This is a genomic window from Peribacillus sp. FSL P2-0133, assembly GCF_037975445.1.
Lineage (GTDB): Bacteria > Bacillota > Bacilli > Bacillales > DSM-1321 > Peribacillus > Peribacillus simplex_E.
In genome coordinates, this window is record NZ_CP150254.1 from 3,910,473 (window position 1) to 3,928,405 (window position 17,933).

21 protein-coding genes are annotated in these 17,933 nt (G+C 40.2%); 8 read left to right on the forward strand and 13 right to left on the reverse strand.

Going from position 1 to position 17,933, the window contains the following annotated elements; genetic code table 11:
• Positions 1–53 precede the first annotated feature (53 nt).
• Positions 54–662 (reverse strand): hypothetical protein, encoded by a 609-nt coding sequence (locus tag MKY17_RS18775; RefSeq protein WP_142323937.1) that lies wholly within the window; start codon positions 660–662, stop codon positions 54–56.
• A 418-nt stretch (positions 663–1,080) separates the two neighbouring features.
• On the opposite strand from MKY17_RS18775, the gene MKY17_RS18780 reads away from it, so the two are divergent.
• Genes MKY17_RS18780 through MKY17_RS18790 form a run of 3 tightly spaced genes read left to right on the forward strand, consistent with a single transcriptional unit; the run spans position 1,081 to position 1,915 of the window.
• The gene (locus MKY17_RS18780) at positions 1,081–1,461 is read left to right on the forward strand and encodes a hypothetical protein (RefSeq protein WP_098369803.1); all 381 of its coding nucleotides are present in this window, start codon (positions 1,081–1,083) and stop codon (positions 1,459–1,461) included.
• Positions 1,462–1,463: 2 nt separating this feature from the next.
• Entirely contained in the window at positions 1,464–1,733 is a 270-nt protein-coding gene (locus MKY17_RS18785; RefSeq protein WP_142323936.1) for a hypothetical protein, read from the forward strand.
• An 8-nt stretch (positions 1,734–1,741) separates the two neighbouring features.
• The gene (locus tag MKY17_RS18790; RefSeq protein ID WP_142323935.1) at positions 1,742–1,915 is read left to right on the forward strand and encodes an endolytic transglycosylase MltG; all 174 of its coding nucleotides are present in this window, start codon (positions 1,742–1,744) and stop codon (positions 1,913–1,915) included.
• 68 nt (positions 1,916–1,983) lie between these two features.
• Here the strand turns inward: MKY17_RS18790 and phoU are convergent, their stop codons facing one another.
• From phoU to MKY17_RS18835, 9 genes are all read right to left on the reverse strand, one after another.
• Entirely contained in the window at positions 1,984–2,637 is a 654-nt protein-coding gene (phoU, locus tag MKY17_RS18795) for a phosphate signaling complex protein PhoU (protein ID WP_098369801.1), read from the reverse strand.
• A gap of 18 nt (positions 2,638–2,655) precedes the next feature.
• Positions 2,656–3,477: a phosphate ABC transporter ATP-binding protein PstB gene (pstB, locus tag MKY17_RS18800; protein WP_141993875.1), complete on the reverse strand. Its 822-nt coding sequence runs from the start codon at positions 3,475–3,477 to the stop codon at positions 2,656–2,658.
• A gap of 22 nt (positions 3,478–3,499) precedes the next feature.
• A complete protein-coding gene (gene pstA / locus MKY17_RS18805) occupies positions 3,500–4,378 on the reverse strand; it encodes a phosphate ABC transporter permease PstA (RefSeq protein ID WP_098369799.1) in 879 nt (292 codons plus the stop codon).
• Positions 4,379–4,381: 3 nt separating this feature from the next.
• Positions 4,382–5,323 (reverse strand): phosphate ABC transporter permease subunit PstC, encoded by a 942-nt coding sequence (gene pstC, locus MKY17_RS18810; protein WP_098369798.1) that lies wholly within the window; start codon positions 5,321–5,323, stop codon positions 4,382–4,384.
• Positions 5,324–5,407: 84 nt separating this feature from the next.
• Positions 5,408–6,373 carry a PstS family phosphate ABC transporter substrate-binding protein gene (locus MKY17_RS18815; RefSeq protein ID WP_098369797.1) on the reverse strand — a complete coding sequence of 322 codons (966 nt, stop codon included), beginning with the start codon at positions 6,371–6,373 and terminating at the stop codon, positions 5,408–5,410.
• Positions 6,374–6,705: 332 nt separating this feature from the next.
• Positions 6,706–8,880 (reverse strand): penicillin-binding protein 2, encoded by a 2,175-nt coding sequence (locus MKY17_RS18820; RefSeq protein WP_098369796.1) that lies wholly within the window; start codon positions 8,878–8,880, stop codon positions 6,706–6,708.
• A 193-nt stretch (positions 8,881–9,073) separates the two neighbouring features.
• Positions 9,074–10,294, reverse strand: coding sequence for an MFS transporter (locus tag MKY17_RS18825; protein ID WP_098369795.1), 1,221 nt, complete (start codon positions 10,292–10,294; stop codon positions 9,074–9,076).
• Between the two features lie 526 nt (positions 10,295–10,820).
• Positions 10,821–11,429, reverse strand: coding sequence for a superoxide dismutase SodA (gene sodA / locus MKY17_RS18830; RefSeq protein WP_034308436.1), 609 nt, complete (start codon positions 11,427–11,429; stop codon positions 10,821–10,823).
• Positions 11,430–11,572: 143 nt separating this feature from the next.
• On the reverse strand, positions 11,573–12,058 hold the full coding sequence (locus MKY17_RS18835; RefSeq protein WP_098369794.1) for a DUF456 domain-containing protein: 486 nt from the start codon (positions 12,056–12,058) through the stop codon (positions 11,573–11,575).
• 162 nt (positions 12,059–12,220) lie between these two features.
• Here MKY17_RS18835 and MKY17_RS18840 point away from each other — a divergent pair, with 162 nt between their 5' ends.
• The 4 genes from MKY17_RS18840 to ispG all read left to right on the forward strand — a co-directional run bounded on the left by MKY17_RS18840 (position 12,221) and on the right by ispG (position 15,290).
• A complete protein-coding gene (locus MKY17_RS18840; RefSeq protein WP_098369793.1) occupies positions 12,221–12,988 on the forward strand; it encodes a DUF1189 domain-containing protein in 768 nt (255 codons plus the stop codon).
• Positions 12,989–13,385: 397 nt separating this feature from the next.
• The gene (locus tag MKY17_RS18845) at positions 13,386–13,520 is read left to right on the forward strand and encodes an anti-repressor SinI family protein (protein WP_260397970.1); all 135 of its coding nucleotides are present in this window, start codon (positions 13,386–13,388) and stop codon (positions 13,518–13,520) included.
• A gap of 112 nt (positions 13,521–13,632) precedes the next feature.
• Positions 13,633–13,965, forward strand: coding sequence for a hypothetical protein (locus tag MKY17_RS18850; RefSeq protein WP_098369792.1), 333 nt, complete (start codon positions 13,633–13,635; stop codon positions 13,963–13,965).
• A 212-nt stretch (positions 13,966–14,177) separates the two neighbouring features.
• Complete coding sequence (gene ispG, locus MKY17_RS18855; protein WP_185150796.1) at positions 14,178–15,290, forward strand: flavodoxin-dependent (E)-4-hydroxy-3-methylbut-2-enyl-diphosphate synthase; 1,113 nt, start codon at positions 14,178–14,180, stop codon at positions 15,288–15,290.
• 89 nt (positions 15,291–15,379) lie between these two features.
• On the opposite strand, the gene MKY17_RS18860 is transcribed toward ispG, so the two are convergent.
• Entirely contained in the window at positions 15,380–15,850 is a 471-nt protein-coding gene (locus tag MKY17_RS18860; RefSeq protein WP_286176881.1) for a DUF4190 domain-containing protein, read from the reverse strand.
• 167 nt (positions 15,851–16,017) lie between these two features.
• Between MKY17_RS18860 and MKY17_RS18865 the strand changes: the two genes are divergently transcribed.
• Complete coding sequence (locus tag MKY17_RS18865; protein ID WP_098369790.1) at positions 16,018–16,602, forward strand: hypothetical protein; 585 nt, start codon at positions 16,018–16,020, stop codon at positions 16,600–16,602.
• A gap of 36 nt (positions 16,603–16,638) precedes the next feature.
• Here MKY17_RS18865 and MKY17_RS18870 read toward each other — a convergent pair whose 3' ends face one another.
• Both MKY17_RS18870 and MKY17_RS18875 read right to left on the reverse strand, forming a co-directional pair.
• A complete protein-coding gene (locus tag MKY17_RS18870) occupies positions 16,639–17,064 on the reverse strand; it encodes a Fur family transcriptional regulator (protein WP_034308449.1) in 426 nt (141 codons plus the stop codon).
• 15 nt (positions 17,065–17,079) lie between these two features.
• Complete coding sequence (locus tag MKY17_RS18875; RefSeq protein WP_098369789.1) at positions 17,080–17,913, reverse strand: metal ABC transporter permease; 834 nt, start codon at positions 17,911–17,913, stop codon at positions 17,080–17,082.
• Positions 17,914–17,933 lie beyond the last annotated feature (20 nt).

The window sequence follows — 17,933 nt, forward strand, 5'->3', positions numbered from 1 at the left end:
ATGCGAATTGCTAGTATGTTTTTTGGAAATCCAACATTAACTTTTTTGAATTCTTAATTGTTTACGTTTTGCATCGTCAGGAGGAGCTGATTATTTATAACTTTCGCTTCTTCTTTCGTTTCAGCATGAATGACCCAAGCCACAGCTTCCACACATTCTTTCGGTAAGATTTCCGTCTCTAACGTAAACACGCTGGTAACTTCCCCTTTGGCGAGCGGTGAATAAGCCAGGAGTCCTTCTTTCAATGATTTGAAGCATCCCTCTTGATAAAGGCTTCCCTTACCTTGGATGCAATATTGAGAGATGCTTTTTCCTTTCACCAATCCACCCAATAAGGCAATCGATTGAGGGGCTACATGTAAGATCGCCCGTTCATTCGGGCTGTAAAAGGCTACTGCCTGCCTTTCGAAAGCGTTTTCATAGTGAAAAAACACTTTAGGGCGCTTAGTCTCGAATGAGGTATTCCTAATCGTGAACTTCGAAAAGGTCACCTTCCCTTGGGTATATGTTTGTGAAAGTGTCCGGATTTCTCCATTAGGATGACTCATCATATCTTCCTCAGGATACCAATCAAAACTCTCATCCATCCATAGCCCAGCCTTTAGTCCCTTACGAAATATATCCTGGTTATCCTGCGGCATATACGCGAATAGCGAATTCATAATAATCATCCCTTCCCCTTTATTTATCCTTATATAACTTATCGTTAGGCGCTGACAGTGAAACAATCCACTTTAGAATCTGCACACCATTTTCTTATAGGTCGACCAATTTTTAACTATTCAAAATATTTTGTTTTTTTCGATTTATTCTATCTTTATGTTAGCACTGAATTGGCTGATGGACAATAAACACTTTTTGTCGAATTTTATGTATGTTATCTCCCAAAGGTTTTTTTTCCCATTTTAATACCTAATTTTTTTTCTTCAACGACGGTCATAAGGCTTTTCGACAATATTTTTAAAAAAATAGACAATAAATGAAATATACGGCCCACTTTGAATATGAAAATCTCCAATTTTTTAAAAATATATGTAAAATATAAGTATATTGTCGAAATTTATCTTTTGAGGTGAAAACATGGAAACACTTATCATCCTCCTTTTTTCATTAGCGATCGTCCTTCTCATCATTTCCTTTTTCGGTAAAGATAAAGTTACCAAATTAGAAGAAGATTTAGAACAGATGACACTAACGTATATGCAGGATATCTACCAATTAAAGATGAAGGTGAAGATTCTTGAAGAGGAATTCGTTATCCAGGACGACATTGTTCCCCCTGTAAAGAATAAATCAACTGTCAATCCCAATGATATCGAACCCATTCATGAAATTCTAAAAAGCCAGGTTCTATCTTTACATAGTCAAGGTCTTTCTTTGGACCAGATCGCTAGACAATCCTCGTTAACGAAGGAACAAACCATTTCAGTGATCGAGCAGCAAAGAGTGCGGGGTGAATGAAAATGAACAAAGCAAGACTGCAAGGTCTTTCCGCCGGTATCATTTTTACCACAACAATCTTTGCTGGCTATTATTATGGCACCGGATTATTCGTAGGCACCACCCCTACTGCGGAGGAAGCTAAGGAATTGCTCGTGAAGAAGGGATTCGTCGTTACACTTCCTATGGAGGAAGCTAAAAAGACCGTCCAACCAAAGGATCCAGATAAGGATTCAATGGAGAAAGCGGCTCCAAAAAAAATACCTCCATCGTCACCCATACAATTAAAGTGAAAACGAATATGACCGCAACCGAAATTGCCGATAGCCTTTCCAAGGAAAAAATCATCGATGATGCTGCTGAATTTGAAGCTTACATGAATGACCGTGATTTCTCAAAAAATATACAAATCGGCGAGTTTGTTGTTACTAATAATATGACATATAGACAATTGGCCAATACTTTGACCCATTAATGAATAAGAGAGACTTTTAAATGGACGATGTCCGAGAAAAAGCCTCTCTTTTTTCAATTAGGATGGGTTCATTCATTCCTGCTGATATATCTCCCTCTTACCAGGAAGTAAATATTCTCTGCGATATTCGTTGTATGGTCCGCTGTCCTTTCCAAATATCGAGCAATTAAGGAAAGCTGTGTAACCTGCTGAAGGTTTTTTTCTTCTGAAAGGCGAAGGAGACTTCGAATCATATCTCCATAAAAGCGATCAACCTCATCATCCATTTCAATGATTTCCCTTGAAAGGACAACATCTTCCTTCTCAAATGCTTCTATTGAAAGTTGAATCATCTTTAATGTAATATCATGCATCTGCTTTAATGGTGTTAAAGGCAGAATAAATGGCTGGTCACCGATTCGGATGGCTGATTTAGCGATATTCACACCAAAGTCCGCCATCCTTTCAATATCCGAAGCGATTTTTATGGCAGCAATGATACGCCTTAAATCAATCGCAACCGGCTGTTGCTTAGCAATCAGTAAAATCGCAAAGTCATTAATTTCCTCTTCCAGTAAATCAGCTATTGTATCATCATCAATAACTTCAAGAGCCTCTTCAACATTCTTGTTTTCCAGTGCGGTAAATGATTTTGATATCGCACCTGAAGCTAAATTAGCCAACTTCACTATTTTCTCTTGCAATTCTTTTAATTGAAGCTCAAAATTTTCACGAACAACCATTATCGCATCTCCTTTTCATTAGCCAAAACGTCCGGTAATATAATCTTCTGTTCTCTTATCATTCGGGTTCGAAAAGATGGTGTTAGTGTCGGAATACTCGATGACTTCCCCATTTAAGAAGAAGGCCGTTTTATCAGAGATACGTGCTGCCTGCTGCATATTGTGGGTAACGATGATTATACTGAAATCTTTTTTTAGCTCCTGGACTAATTCTTCTATTTTCAAAGTGGATATCGGATCAAGGGCAGAAGTCGGTTCATCCATTAAAATGACATCTGGTTCAATCGCCAAACATCTTGCGATACAAAGGCGCTGTTGTTGTCCACCAGAAAGGCCATACGCATTTTCATGCAGACGGTCTTTCACTTCATCCCAAATGGCTGCCCCTTTTAAACTCTTCTCCACGATTTGGTCCAGAATCTTTTTATTTTTGATACCGTGAATTTTTGGTCCGTATATAACATTTTCATAAATTGATTTAGGGAAGGGATTAGGCTTTTGGAAAACCATACCAACCTGTGTCCTTAAATCTTCTACTTTGTAAGACTGATCTAGAATATTACGGTTCCTATATTTAATCTGCCCAGTCGTTTTAACATCTGGAACAAGCTCAATCATCCGGTTTAACGTTTTGATGTAGGTAGATTTCCCACATCCAGATGGCCCGATAATGGCAGTCACTTCATTTTGATACATATCTAGGTTAATATTTTTTAAAGCATGGTTTTCACCGTACCATAAATTGAGATCTGACGTTTCATACACCGTTTCCTTTAAGGAAACAGAATCTGCATTTTCTATTCCAACTGTTGGAGCCTTTTCGGGTCCCGTTAATGTCATATTCATTCTTTCCTTCCTCCAATCAGTATCTTTTCTGGAATTTGTTACGGATTATGACAGCTATCGAATTCATTAAAATTAACAGAGCAAGTAAAACGATGATACCTGCAGCCGCAACCTGCTGGAATTCCTCCTGTGGCCGTGATGTCCAGTTATAGATTTGCATCGGTAGTACCGTAAATGTATCCATGACCGATTGCGGTAAAAATGCGATGAACAGCGGGATACCAACTACCACTAATGGTGCCGTTTCCCCAATCGCCCGGGATAAAGCGAGTATTCCACCTGTCAAAATACCAGGTATCGCAGCTGGAAGAACCACTTTCAAAATCGTCTGCCATTTTGTTGCACCCATTCCATAAGAAGCTTCTCTTATATCACGCGGTACAGAACGTATGGCTTCCTGAGCTGCAACAATGATGACTGGCAAGACGAGTAGACTCATCGTCAAACCTGCTGCCAACACGGAGCGATCCAAGGCTAGAGCCCTAACGAAAACCGTCAAACCGAGTAATCCAAATACAATTGACGGAACACCTGCCAGATTGGATATATTCAACTTTATAAAAGTGGTGATCCAATTCTTTCGTGCATATTCCTCTAAATAGATCGCCGTTCCCACACCGAGAAGAAGGGAAATTGGGGTAACGACGGCCATTAACCATATAGAACCGATAAGAGCTGCCTTTACACCAGCTTCTTCCGGTCTTCTTGAAGCGAAATTCTGGAAGAAATCCAAATTCAAATGACCAATTCCTTGAGTCAATATCCGATAAAATAAGATGGCCAATACCAGGAGGCCAAATAAGGTTGCTAAGAAGAATAAGCCTTTACATATCGAGTTAACCGCCAGCCGAGTGGGCATTTTCTTTACAACATGATTTTTGTTTATCAGTTTCATGTTTTAATATTCCTCCCTGAACTTGCGGGAGATGAACTGCGCCAATAAATTCATAATAAGCGTAAAGACGAACAGTGTCATTCCAACCGCATATATGCTGTAGTAAATCGTTGTCCCATACCCTGCGTCTCCAGTACTCACCTGTACGATATAGGCAGTCATCGTTTGAATAGAACTTGTGACGTCCATACTCATACTTGGAGTCGATCCACCTGCGACACTTACGATCATAGTCTCTCCAATTGCTCTGGATAAAGCCAGGACAATTGAAGCAACGATACCAGACATGGCCGCTGGCAATACCACTTTAATCGTCGTTTCCAGCTTCGTAGCACCTAGAGCATACGCACCTTCACGAATCGATTTCGGTACTGAGACAAGTGCATCTTCCGATAAAGAGGCAATCATTGGCATGATCATGATTCCTACCACAATCCCAGGACTTAAGGCATTGAACATGTCAAGGGAAGGAAAAATATCCCGCAATACTGGCGTTACAAAGGTTAAGGCAAAGAAGCCGTAAACGATAGTAGGGATCCCAGCTAAAACTTCTAAAATCGGCTTAATGATTCTCCGTGTTTTCTCTGATGCATATTCACTCAAGAAAATGGCTGTTGCGAGACCTACCGGAACTGCAACTAACGCCGCTATTACCGTTACCTTCAACGTTCCAACAACAAGTGGCATAACCCCATAGGAAGGCGTGGATGCAAAAGGTAACCATTTCTGTCCTGTTAAAAACTCCACGATGGACACTTTATCAAAAAATATAAAAGTTTCAAAAATCAACGTAAGGATTATCCCAATGGTTATAAATACAGAAATCACAGCTGTAAGGAACAACAGCTTAGGAATGATTTTCTCTATATTCCATCTTTTTTTGCTTTTCTTTTCTAAAATCAATCGCTGTACGGAATAGGTGTCTGTTTGTTTCGGTTCCAACATGTATCCTCCATTTCAGACAAGCATATTAAGGGGCTACCCAATCCCTCTATTTATACGAAGAGATTGGGCAGCCTGTTAAACAGATTATTTTTTTAGTTCGTTCAATTTTTCAAGATCCTTCTTGTACTCTTCTTCCGGTAAGCTAACGTAGCCTACTTCTTCAGAAAGCTCTCCAGCATTTTCAATGACGAATTGAGTATAATCAGCCACTTGTTCCTTTTCAGCTACACTTTTATTGGATACATATGTGTACAGAGGACGAGACAGTGGTGCATACTCTCCGCTTTTAATCGTTTCATGGGTAGGCTCAACAGCACCCTTACCATTATCGATTGATACAACTTTTAATTTATCCTTATTTTCTGCATAGTAAGCAAATCCGAAGAAACCAATCGCATTTTTGTCACCTTCGACCCCTTGTACAAGAACGTTATCATCTTCAGAAAGAGTCGCATTTTCGACCATTGGTTTTTCCTCTAAAATAACTTCGTTGAAATAATCGTATGTGCCAGAATCAGTTCCCGGAGAGTAAAATTTAATTTCTTCCTTCGGCCATTCCGGACGTATATCAGACCATTTCTTCACTGATCCATTGTCAACCCAAAGCTTTTTTAGTTCGTCAACTGTCATTTTATCAATGAACTCATTATCTTTATTGACAACGATAGAAATACCATCAAACGCAAGCTTCATTTCTGTATACTTAACTCCCTTTTCATCAAGTAACGCACTTTCTTCGTCTTTGACTGGTCGGGACGCATTACTTAGATCCGTTTCACCAGCGATGAATTTTTTAAATCCGCCACCTGTTCCCGATGATCCTACAGATACTTTAACATCAGGTTGTTCCGCCATATATTCTTCAGCAACTGCTTCCATGATTGGAAATACAGTCGATGAACCATCCATAATCACTTCGCCCTTGAGTTGATCTGAAGCCGTTTCATTTCCTTTACCGCTATTTGTAGTATCATTAGATCCACATCCAGCTGCCACTGCGATTACTCCACCCATTACTGCAGTCATTGCCATAAATTTGAAACGTCTCATTTGTATATCCCCCTAAGAATTTTATATGAATATTTTGTCCTACTCTCACATCATACTTTCAGACTGTAAATTCCGTTTAAAGCAATTGTAAATGTTCAGTAAATAATTGTGTTTATATTGTAAAGGTAGTCAAAGTCTTTTAATCACTCTCTTATTTTGTGGCCAAAGGGTATATACATGTGCGGGAAATTACTCCAACTGAAGTGATTATAAATCTCTTTCATAAGGGGAAATTGCAAAGCTCGAGTCATACTGATAGCATCACTGAGCAATTTTATTTTATGACAAAAAAAACACGTTTTCGGTTTTACCCAAAAACGTGTTTTAACCTTTTATTCATTTTCTTGACTTTCCCTAACTTCAGCCTGGTCCTTTTGAACGTCTTTACCATTCTCCACTTTCAAATCAGTCGAAGTTTCGGTATTTTCCTTAGCCTTCTTAGCCCGTTCTTTTTTCAGTTCGAAATAAGTATCCATAATTTCTTCACCTATCTCTTTACTCATGCTGTGGCCTGTATGTCCTTGGTATGCCCACGGTACAACGACCGCAAAAGCGACTTCCGGATTTTTGGCTGGGGCATAGCCAACAAGCGTGATGTTCATCGTTTCTTGGGGCTCGCTATAATCCAACCGGTTCGGGCCGTCATAGAATGCTTCCGCCGTCCCGGTTTTAGCTGCCACTGTATACGGTTTATTCCCAAAATACTTATAAGCCGTTCCGCCTTGTTCCATCGCAACTTTATCGAAACCGCTCTGAACACGTTCAATCCACTCTTCCTTCATATCAAGACGATTAAGGACAGTCGGTGAAACGTCTTCGGCAACAGGTCCCAATTCCTCATTATTATCAACAGGATCGCGGATTTCCTTAACCATATGCGGCTTCATGCGGTTACCGCCATTTGCGATGGATGAAACATATTGCACGAGCTGCATTGGTGTGTACGTATCATACTGTCCGATAGCAAGGTCAAGCAGTTTACCAGGAGATACGTCGGAACCTTTGAACCCGCTCATTTCATTCGGAAGATCAATCCCTGTACGGACTCCCAAGCCAAACTGGGCGAATGAATTTCGCATGGTCGAAAAGGCGCTTGAACTAATATTCAACGGTTCGTTCGGCACATAATGCGCACCTGCAATATTTATTGCCGTTCTGAACATATAAACGTTCGAAGATACTTTCAATGCGGTCAAATCATTAATGTTCCCGAAGTCACTATATGAACCTTTTGCTGGTGTACCTTTGATTTTCAGCTTCGTATCATAAAAGTACGTACCTGGCTGGATCGCACCTTGCTGATAACCGGTTAAAACGGTAGCCCCTTTGACTGCAGATCCCATTGTATAGGAAGTCGTGATATTTCCTAATGCGAAGTCCTCAATCGAGGATTTCCCCGTTTTTGGGTCCTTCTCATATTTCTTCCCAGCCATCGTTAATACTTCCCCTGTATCGGGATCCATCATGACGACAAAGGCCCTGTCCAAGAATTTGGTGTTACCCATTTTTTTCTTGGCAATCAATTGCTTTTCAATGATTTCCTCTGTTGCAAGCTGTAAATCCATATCAACTGTCAATATAAGATCTTTTCCTCGCGAACCTTCAGTAATCACTTCGGAATCGACCACATTTCCTGATTTATCGGTCACATTCCTTACTTTCGCTTTCTGCCCTTGGAGAATATCTTCATATTGCGCCTCAATATAACTCTTTCCTACTCGGTCATTCCGGCTGTAATCACGTGCAAGGTAGTAGTCCAGGCTTTCACTAGGCAATCCTTCTTCAGATGAGGAAACTTTACCTAATACAGATTTGAGTGTTTTATTATATGTATAAAAACGATCCCAATCTGTTGATATATCGACCCCTGGGAGCGAATCAAGGTTTTCACTCACCTTGGCGAATTCTTCTTTTGTTACTTTCTTGTTTTTCACAATTTGCGGGGTAAGGGCATATCCGCTTGCAAATTCCCTGTAGATGGCAAGGACTTCCAGATCTTTTTCCGAAAGCTTCATTTCATCTAAAGTTATCCGATCAAGCTGAAGCTTATACAAATCACTTTCTTCCATCTCGCCCTCTTCCACTTTTTTCCGTTCTTTATCCGTAATCTTTTTCTCGGCCAGCTTTGGATTTTTCAAAATCCAAAAATCCTTTTTATCGCGCTCAGTCACTTTGTTTGTTTCCTTTTCGATCAACTTCGCGAGTTTCTCAGCCGTTTCCACCATTTCTGTTTGTTTCGTACCTTGCTTTCGTGTATATGTAATTGCATCCAGTGGTTGGTTATCGACCATCAATTTTAAATTCCGGTCATACATTTTCCCACGGGGCACCGAATTATTCACGGTCACTTCCTCTGTTCTTTCAATCTCACGCCGGTAATCATCACCATAAACAATCTGTACAACACCCAAACGTAAAATTAAAGCGGAAAACAAAACAAACACTAAAAAGAAAAGAATATTCAATCTGAAAGGCACATGCGTCTTTTTCTTTTTCTTTTTATTCACACTAAGCCACACATCCTTTTTACATAGTCATAATAGGTCCTATACTATTCTATAGAACATTTATATTTTTTTCTACCTTAGTGTTCTAGAAATATTAAACATCTAACGAACTTTACATAAAAAGTGACTTACGGCTCATAAATCCTAAAACCGTAAGTCATGTATATTGAAAAGAGGCCTCTATGGCCTCTATTCAATCTTGGTCAATGATATCGATTTTCCGTACAAACCAATATATCACGGTATGCCCTGCACCTACGATTAACAGATAAATCGGCAGTAATTGCTTTAGGTCGAATAACATGACGGAAAGTATGAATCCTGATATGGATACAATCCTTCCAATATGAACGAACAGTTCCCTGACAACGATATATTCAATCCTCATTTCCGCTGCTTTCCAAGCGCGGCCTATAATGTCATAAGTCAATGATATATAAGGGACCAAAAGAATAGGATAAGCGGTAGCGACAATTGCCCCATAAACGAGAAGCTTCCCGAATGTGATATCAAATGCGATCAATAAGACCCCTGCATACAACATGATTCCTCCAATAAGAATTGCTTTTTTTCGCATCGGCTGTTTTATATACCGTGAAGCAAAAAAATACGCAACGAATGATATGGCCGAATTTAAAAGACCATAGCTCCCTAAGGCAAGTTCACTATCCGTCTGAATGAAAACGGTAATCGAAATGATGAACATGAATGTGCCCTCTCGTATTCCTTGAAAAAAGTGAGCACGAGTGATCAAGAGCCAATTCCGATTATTTTTCCGCTCCTGCAATATCCGAAGGAAACAGTACCTGCCATGCGCTGGACGTCTTTTTAACGAAAAGCTAAGAAACACCGCAACGGAAAACAAAAGCAAAGACAATCCGAATACAATGGAATAACCCGTGAATTTTTCTAGCCTCGAAATGATGAACCCTGAAAGAATCGGACCGACCATTCCCCCAAGTGATGATAAAATCCCTAAAAAACCATTGAAGAAATCCCTTGTTTCCGGTTCAGTAATCTCAAAAGTCAATACATTATAGGCAAGCCAATAAAACCCATAACCGATTCCTAACAGTCCTCCAAGCAACCAAAGGAAATCCGTAGCCCGTGTGCCGACCAATAAGACTGATAAATAAAATAGGGCCAAAAAGATAACACCCAGACGCAAAACAATGATTCGATCAACCTTTTTCGCCAGCCTGCCAGCAAAGACAAAAGTAAGCGGTTGAAAAAGCACCACGGTTAGATTATATACGGCAATATCAACAATTTGACCGGATTGTTTCCACAAGTACACATTAACGAATGTATTGGATAAAGCAATACTTAGGCTGTACAGCCCGCCAATAAACAAAAGGAGGTGCAGATCCTTCTTCCCTCCCGCTTCACCCAACCATCTCTCTAAAATACTCATTGTTTTAACTCTCCTTTAAATTCCACTCTAGTGTTTGAAAAAACAAAAGAATTTATGTAAAAAAAGGTAAAGAAAACTCTTCGATTGGCGAAGACAGAGAAGTAGTTGCACTTACACTGTTTTCCTTTTGAACTTGAAAAATAAAAACAGTGTAAAGAAAACTCTTCGATTGGCGAAGACAGAGAAGTAGTTGCACTTACACTGTTTTCCTTTTGAACTTGAAAAATAAAAACAGTGTAAAGAAAACTCTTCGATTGGCGAAGACGAAGGGTATGTTAATGAATTTGGAGTGTTTACTCGTGAGTTTCGAGATTTCACTCAGGAATTGGAGTGTTTACTCGTAAAGTTGTGCGTTACTCGTGAATTCGATGCTTTTACTCGTGAGTTTCTTTCACTTCTTTTGGCGAAACAGCAATACGAGTTGCCTTTATATTGTTTTTCTTTAATGTTCCCGTTCGGATAAAAGAAACAAAAAAAAGACAGGATTCCTTTTCACAAAAGGAATCCTGTCTTTTTTAATTACAAATTATTTTGCAGCACTGTAACGTTTTGCAACTTCATCCCAGTTTACAACATTCCAGAAAGAATTGATGTATTCAGGACGGCGGTTTTGGTAGTTTAAGTAGTAAGCATGTTCCCAAACGTCCAATCCAAGAAGCGGTGTTTTACCTTCTGATAATGGATTGTCTTGGTTCGGTGTGCTTGTTACTTCCAACTCGCCATTGTTGACTGCAAGCCAAGCCCAGCCAGATCCAAAACGAGTAGTAGCCGCTTTAGCGAACTCTTCTTTAAAGCTGTCAAAGCTTCCGAATTTTGAAGTGATAGCATCCGCTAATTCACCAGTTGGTTGTCCGCCGCCGTTAGGTGAAAGGATTTCCCAGAATAAAGTGTGGTTAGCATGTCCGCCACCATTGTTGCGTACAGCTGTACGAACAGCTTCAGGTACTGCGTCAAGGTTAGCGACGATTTCTTCAACGCTTTTGCTTAGAAGTTCTTGGTTGCCTTCTAGCGCATTGTTCAGGTTTGTCACATATGTGTTGTGATGTTTAGTGTGGTGAATGTTCATTGTTTCTTTGTCGATGTGTGGTTCTAATGCATCATATGCATACGGTAATTGTGGAAGTTCAAAAGCCATAATAAAATTCCTCCCTATGTAAGCTGTTTTTTTGAGGGCTTCAGTTCTCGAAAGATACCTAAAGCTCGCTAGCAATAGAGTATCAAATTTTTGTAACCGTTTCAAACCTTATGCCTCAATTTTTCATTTTTCGATTTTATTTCCTATGAGAATACCACGAATATAAAATATCCAATCATCAAAAGTTGAATGATCCCTTTTGTGATTACGCTGCTTATAAAGCCTACAACGGAACCAAGGCCGATTTTTGAAGCAGTAACCGGGTCTTTTTTATGTACTATTATCTCAGCCAGGAATGCCCCGATGAATGGACCTATTAGTATTCCGACGAACGGAATCACGAATGGCCCGACCAGAAGCCCAATCGTACTGCCCCAAATTCCCGCTTTCGTGCCTCCATACTTTTTGACCCCGACCATGTTCGCAATATAATCAGCTGCGAATAAAAGGATGACGAATAAAATTTGGACCGTCCAGAAAAACCAGCCAAATGGTTCAAAAGAATAAAATAGTCCATATAACAATATTCCACCGAAAATGAACAAAACACTTGGGATGATTGGAAAAATCAGACCGACAAATCCCATTATGAACATGAGGGTAATTATTATCCAAAATAGTGTATCCATAACTAAAACGCCCCTTTCTCATTTCATTTATAATTTGACTTTATCTCTCCATAATTACCTCATTACTGATGGTTGAAACCAATGAAGCGGAATACAGGTTGTTTTATTTTTCCCATATAGTTAAAATTGGTTAGGAATCTTATATAGTTAGGTGCTGAAAACATGAACATATTCAAACAACTGTGGGTAAGCTTATATTCTCCAAAAGATATCGCTTCCTTTCAAAACCAAGGTATCGGGAAAACGATTTTATTCGTTTTCTTTATAAGTCTCATCGCCTTTCTCCCTTCAGCTTTTTATTTCGGTACAATGGTAGCTGACGGAATAGATGCCATGCACGAAACAGTATCCGAAGACTTGCCGCCATTTGAAATCAAAAATGGAACGTTGACGACTGAAAAAGATGAGCCATTTAGCCTGAATAAAAACGGATATCAAATTTTTGTAGATGGCACGGGAGCCTTGACCCCGGAAGAAGTAGCTGCAAAAGCTGATGAGGCTGTCGCGCTTTTAAAGTCTGATCTGGTTTTCGTATCCGGAGGCAACGTGCAATCCTCTCCATATTCAGTTCTGGAGGGAGATAATCAGGAAATATCCACTTGGCTTGATTCAGTTGAATCTGTGCTGCCGATCATCCTTCCATTGCTTCTACTTATATTATACCTGTTTACTGCTAGCGGAATCTTCATTAAAGTGACAATCCTTGCCGCTTTCGGTCTTTTTTTCAAAAATGCTCTTGGCCGTCCTCTTTCCTATCGGCATCTTTGGAGAATCGGTGCATACAGCATAACGCTTGCCACCATATTCTTCACCATCATGGATGCTTTTCAAGCAAATGTACCATTCGCTTCCATCATTAGCTGGTTTGTGACATTGATGATGTTATATTTATCCATTAAAGAAACATCAGCCAATAAGATCGGAAATTGACATTAAAAAATTTCGAACTCAGACTGTAGGCAAACTCGATGAGAATCAAGTTTGCCTACAGTCTTTTATGGGTTTGTAAAATTGGAACGTAGGGCACTGACTTTCCGCGCGCGGTCCTCTTTGCGCCTGCGGGTTCTCCCTTAGACGCGCTTTTCTAAGCAGGAGTCCCGCACACCCGTTCCAATCATCTTGTAAATTTTGATAGAACTCATTAGTCTACAAACCAAGATCCGACCCGCCTGGTTCGGATCTTTTTGCTTTTGGATAAAATCGAGTAATCCATGCCTTTCCCGCATATGACTACAGTAATCATTTTTTATATTTACTTAATTCGACAAAATACTCACCAAGTTATTCCTATACTTATGGTTGAAATAGTATTTAAGGGGTGATAGACGTGAAGGAGAGTCATATTGATGTACAGTGGTTGTTACTCATAATGGAGGCAAAAACGAGCGGTCTGACCCTAAAGGAAATTCGCTCCTTTCTTAGCACACATTCAAATAATAAGGATGTTACTCAACCGAAATAGAAAATTTGATTGGTCACTCTCACATTCCATTTGAAAAATTGCCCATTTTTAGGCATATTTTTTGTCCCCTCCAAGTATGATGAATTAAAGACAAGCTTGGGAGGATGGAAAATTGAAACGGCTACTGCTTTTTATCTCATTCTGTTTCACTTTATTTATTATTTATTTTGATTTGACTACGGGTACCCTGCCGGCTTCCCATCCACCGGCCTCTACAGGCGAACCGGCCGTGCCGGCCAGCCAGCCTGCATCCAAACCATCTGCCGCTTATAAAGAAATCACCATGAAACCCGGGGATACCTTACTCTCCATTGTTGAAACGGAAAAAGACGGATCCAATCAGCCAATCGAAACGATCATCGCTGACTTTCAAAGTTTGAATGAAGGATTGATGCCCGAAAATATGCAGATTGGCAAAACATATAAGATACCCGTTTATAAATAACTGTCAAAAGGGTTCTGCGCCTTCACAAGTACCATTAAAGGGGTTTTCCAAGCACCAGGTATATCCTGAAATAGGAAATATCTCATATTGAAAAAAGATTATGCGTCCTATTTCCTTGTCAAGCGGTATGTACATTGATACAATATTTCAGAGAAGCAAATTAAAAATCAAAACTGATTTTTTCCTAAAGGAGAGAATTCCACTTGAGTGAAATCATACATCGCACCAAGACGCGGCCAATTAAAGTCGGAAACTTAACGATTGGCGGCAATAATGAAGTTATCGTACAAAGCATGACAACGACAAAAACACATGATGTTGAAGCAACGGTTGCAGAAATCCTTCGTCTTGAAGAAGCGGGATGTCAAATCGTACGTGTCGCCTGTCCGGATGAAAGGGCAGCTGATGCAATCTCTGAGATAAAAAAACGGATAAACATCCCTCTTGTAGTCGATATCCATTTCGATTACAAACTTGCTTTGAAGGCCATTGAAGGCGGAGCGGATAAAATCAGGATAAATCCTGGTAACATCGGACGCCGTGAAAAGGTTGAAGCAGTCGTGAAAGCTGCAAAGGCTAAAGGAATCCCAATCCGCATAGGGGTAAATGCTGGTTCTCTCGAGAAGAAAATCATCGAGAAATATGGCTTCCCGACGGCTGATGGAATGGTGGAAAGTGCTTTACACCATATCAAGATCCTGGAAGACCTCGATTTTCATGACATTATCGTTTCCATGAAAGCTTCCGATGTCAATTTAGCCATCGAAGCATATGAAAAAGCTTCAAAAGCATTCGATTATCCTTTACATCTTGGGATCACGGAATCAGGAACACTGTTCTCCGGGACCGTAAAAAGCGCTGCCGGATTAGGTGCCATCCTAAGTCAAGGAATCGGGAGCACGATGCGTGTTTCCTTAAGTGCCGACCCTGTCGAAGAGGTGAAGGTGGCAAGGGAGCTTCTAAAAGTATTTGGCCTTGCTTCTAACATGGCCACTTTAATTTCCTGCCCTACTTGCGGTCGAATCGAGATTGATTTGATTTCCATCGCCAATGAAGTTGAAGAGTACATCCAGACGGTTAAAGCACCAATAAAGGTATCAGTGCTTGGTTGTGCGGTAAACGGCCCTGGAGAAGCCCGTGAGGCTGATATCGGCATTGCCGGGGCACGTGGTGAAGGTTTATTGTTTAGAAAAGGTCAAATCGTACGTAAAGTGCCTGAAGAGACGATGGTCGAGGAACTGAAAAAGGAAATTGACAAAATCGCTGAAGAGTACTATGAAAAACAAAGAGCCGAAGCTGCTGCTGCAGCTACACTAAATAAATAAAACAAAAAAAATCCCGAATTTTCATTATCGGGATTTTTTTTGTTTGAAAAACCCTTTGATGCATAATGACATCAAAGGGTTTAATGATGCTAAAAGAACGGCAGGATGAATATGGCAACGATGATGGAGACTGCACCTATGCCGATGGCCCATGTACCCAGGTTCGATCCCCGGCTTCTGGCCACTATTCCTACAATGATACCTACAATCCCTAAAATGAAAGGCATCATGAATAACGATAAAATGGAGATGATCAATGATATGACACCAATCGCTTTTCCTCTTGATGCCACATCCCCCGAAACATTATCCTCTACAGGTTCATCATTTCTATATGACCTGATTCGCTGAGGTGGTGCTGAAATCTCGGCAGACGTTTCTTCCTGATACCGGTTATCCATATTGGTTATGGTCCCACGACTCTCATATCGTCTGTCATCTTCAGGTGTATCTTCATTATAATACCGTTCATGATGCTGATCATCCACAACGGATGGTTCACTTCCCTCTTTCGCCAATTGCATTTCATCGTCAATACTGGAGTATTGATCTTTTTCCATTCGCGCATCCCTCACTTTCGTTTGTGAAGCATTTATAGTGTATGTAAAAATTGCAGGAACCACCGTGAAAATGGTTTCATGTCTTGGAAATAAATACGGGTTTTTACCAAAGCTATGAGGGGATATGTTACACTATTACAAGTATTGAAAATGAGGAGAGATTCATCATGAAAAAACGTTTTGGCATCGATATAGACGGGACTGTCACAAGACCTGATTCCATGGTCCCCTTTTTAAATAAAGCTTTTCAGCTGAATTTAGCTTATGAAGACATTACAGAATATGACTTATTCCCTTTCGTGAATGTTCCAAAAGAGGATTTCACTAAATGGTTCATTGAGACCGAGCCACTCATATATTCCGAATCATTATTGGCTGAGGGTGCGAAAGATGTTTTGGAAAAATGGACAGAACAAGCCAACCTTTATTTCATCAGTGCCAGGAGCACCCGCCTATTGGATGTAACGAAGGATTGGTTTTCGACTAATCAAGTCCTATATGATCATATAGAACTTGTAGGTTCTCACGATAAGATTGCTGCAGCCAAAAAATTCGAAGTCGATCTCTTTTTAGAGGACAAGCACGATAACGCAGTGGCGATTTCGGAAGAGTGTAAAATACCCGTGATTTTATTTAATACCCCCTACAATCAAGATCCCGTGCCTGAAAGGGTGATTCGGGTCAACAATTGGCAAGAAGCCTCAGCCTGGGTGAATAATTGGATGACAGGGAAAGTGACGACTATAAAATGAGACAAGAAAAAACCATTGACTGGAGGTCAATGGTTTTTATGCTTCCAAAGATACGCTACATGCGGGACAGCGTCCGTAAATTTCAAATTTATGCCCCGAAACATCGTAGTCCTTCAAGCTTTCCTGAAGTTCCTGCATCGGGCACAGTTCGATTTCTTTCGTTTTTCCACAATTCAAACAGATGAAGTGGTGATGGTGGGAAGAATGACCGCATGTAAAACGAAAACGCTTTTCCCCTTCCAACTCGGTTGCTTCAAAGATGCCAAGCTCGACAAATAAGGAAAGGTTCCTGTAAATCGTATCAAAGCTTAAACCTGGATAATCCTGTTTCATATTCTCCAATACATCTTTGGCCGTTAAATATTTATCACTGGAAGAGAAAAGCTGAAGCATTTCTTCCCTCTTTCCTGTATGCTTAAAACCTTTATCTTTTAAAAGTTGCATGGCAGTAGTTACGTTCAAAATACATCACCCCATCTATCGATTTTTCCACTTATCAAACAAAATTGACAAGATGAGAATTAGTACAGCTATTATTACAATGGTCCCACCAGGAGCGAGGTCAAGGTTGTATGATAAGAATAATCCGCCAATGACAGAAACTTCACCGAATAATACCGAATAACCAATCATCTGCTTAAAGCCCTTCGCAAAGCGGAGACTAGCTGCTACCGGGAGCGTCATGAGCGAAGAAACAAGTAATATGCCAATGATTTTCATGGAAGCCGCAATGACCAATGCGACCATGACAATAAAAATAAAATGAATCGCCTTATAAGGTATTCCAGACGCTTTGGCATGCTCTTCATCAAAAGATAACAGAAATAATTCTTTATACAATAAGGTAAGCATCAAGGCTACGACTATCCCCACTGCCAAAATGACATACAGGTCCGCCCGGCTGACGGCACTGACACTGCCGAATAAATAACTATATAAATCGGTATTGAAACCATCTGCAATGGATATGAAAATGACACTAAGACCCATGCCGCCGGACATTATGATCGGGATTGCAAGCTCTTGGTAATGCTTGTACACCCCTCTTAATTTTTCAATGAATAATGAACCACCTACAGAAAACGCCATTCCAATATAAAGTGGATTCAATCCTGCTAAAGATAGAAAGCTCTTCTGCAGCAATAAACTAAACGCTATACCAGCAAGCGCTACATGACTGAGCGCATCGGAAATCATCGACATCCGCCTTACCACGACAAAAACGCCCACTAATGGCGCAATCGCTCCGATGATGATTCCGGTCAAGAATGCGTTCTGCAAAAATTCAAATTGCAATATCCCCGATATCATTGGGCTATCCTCCAAAACAT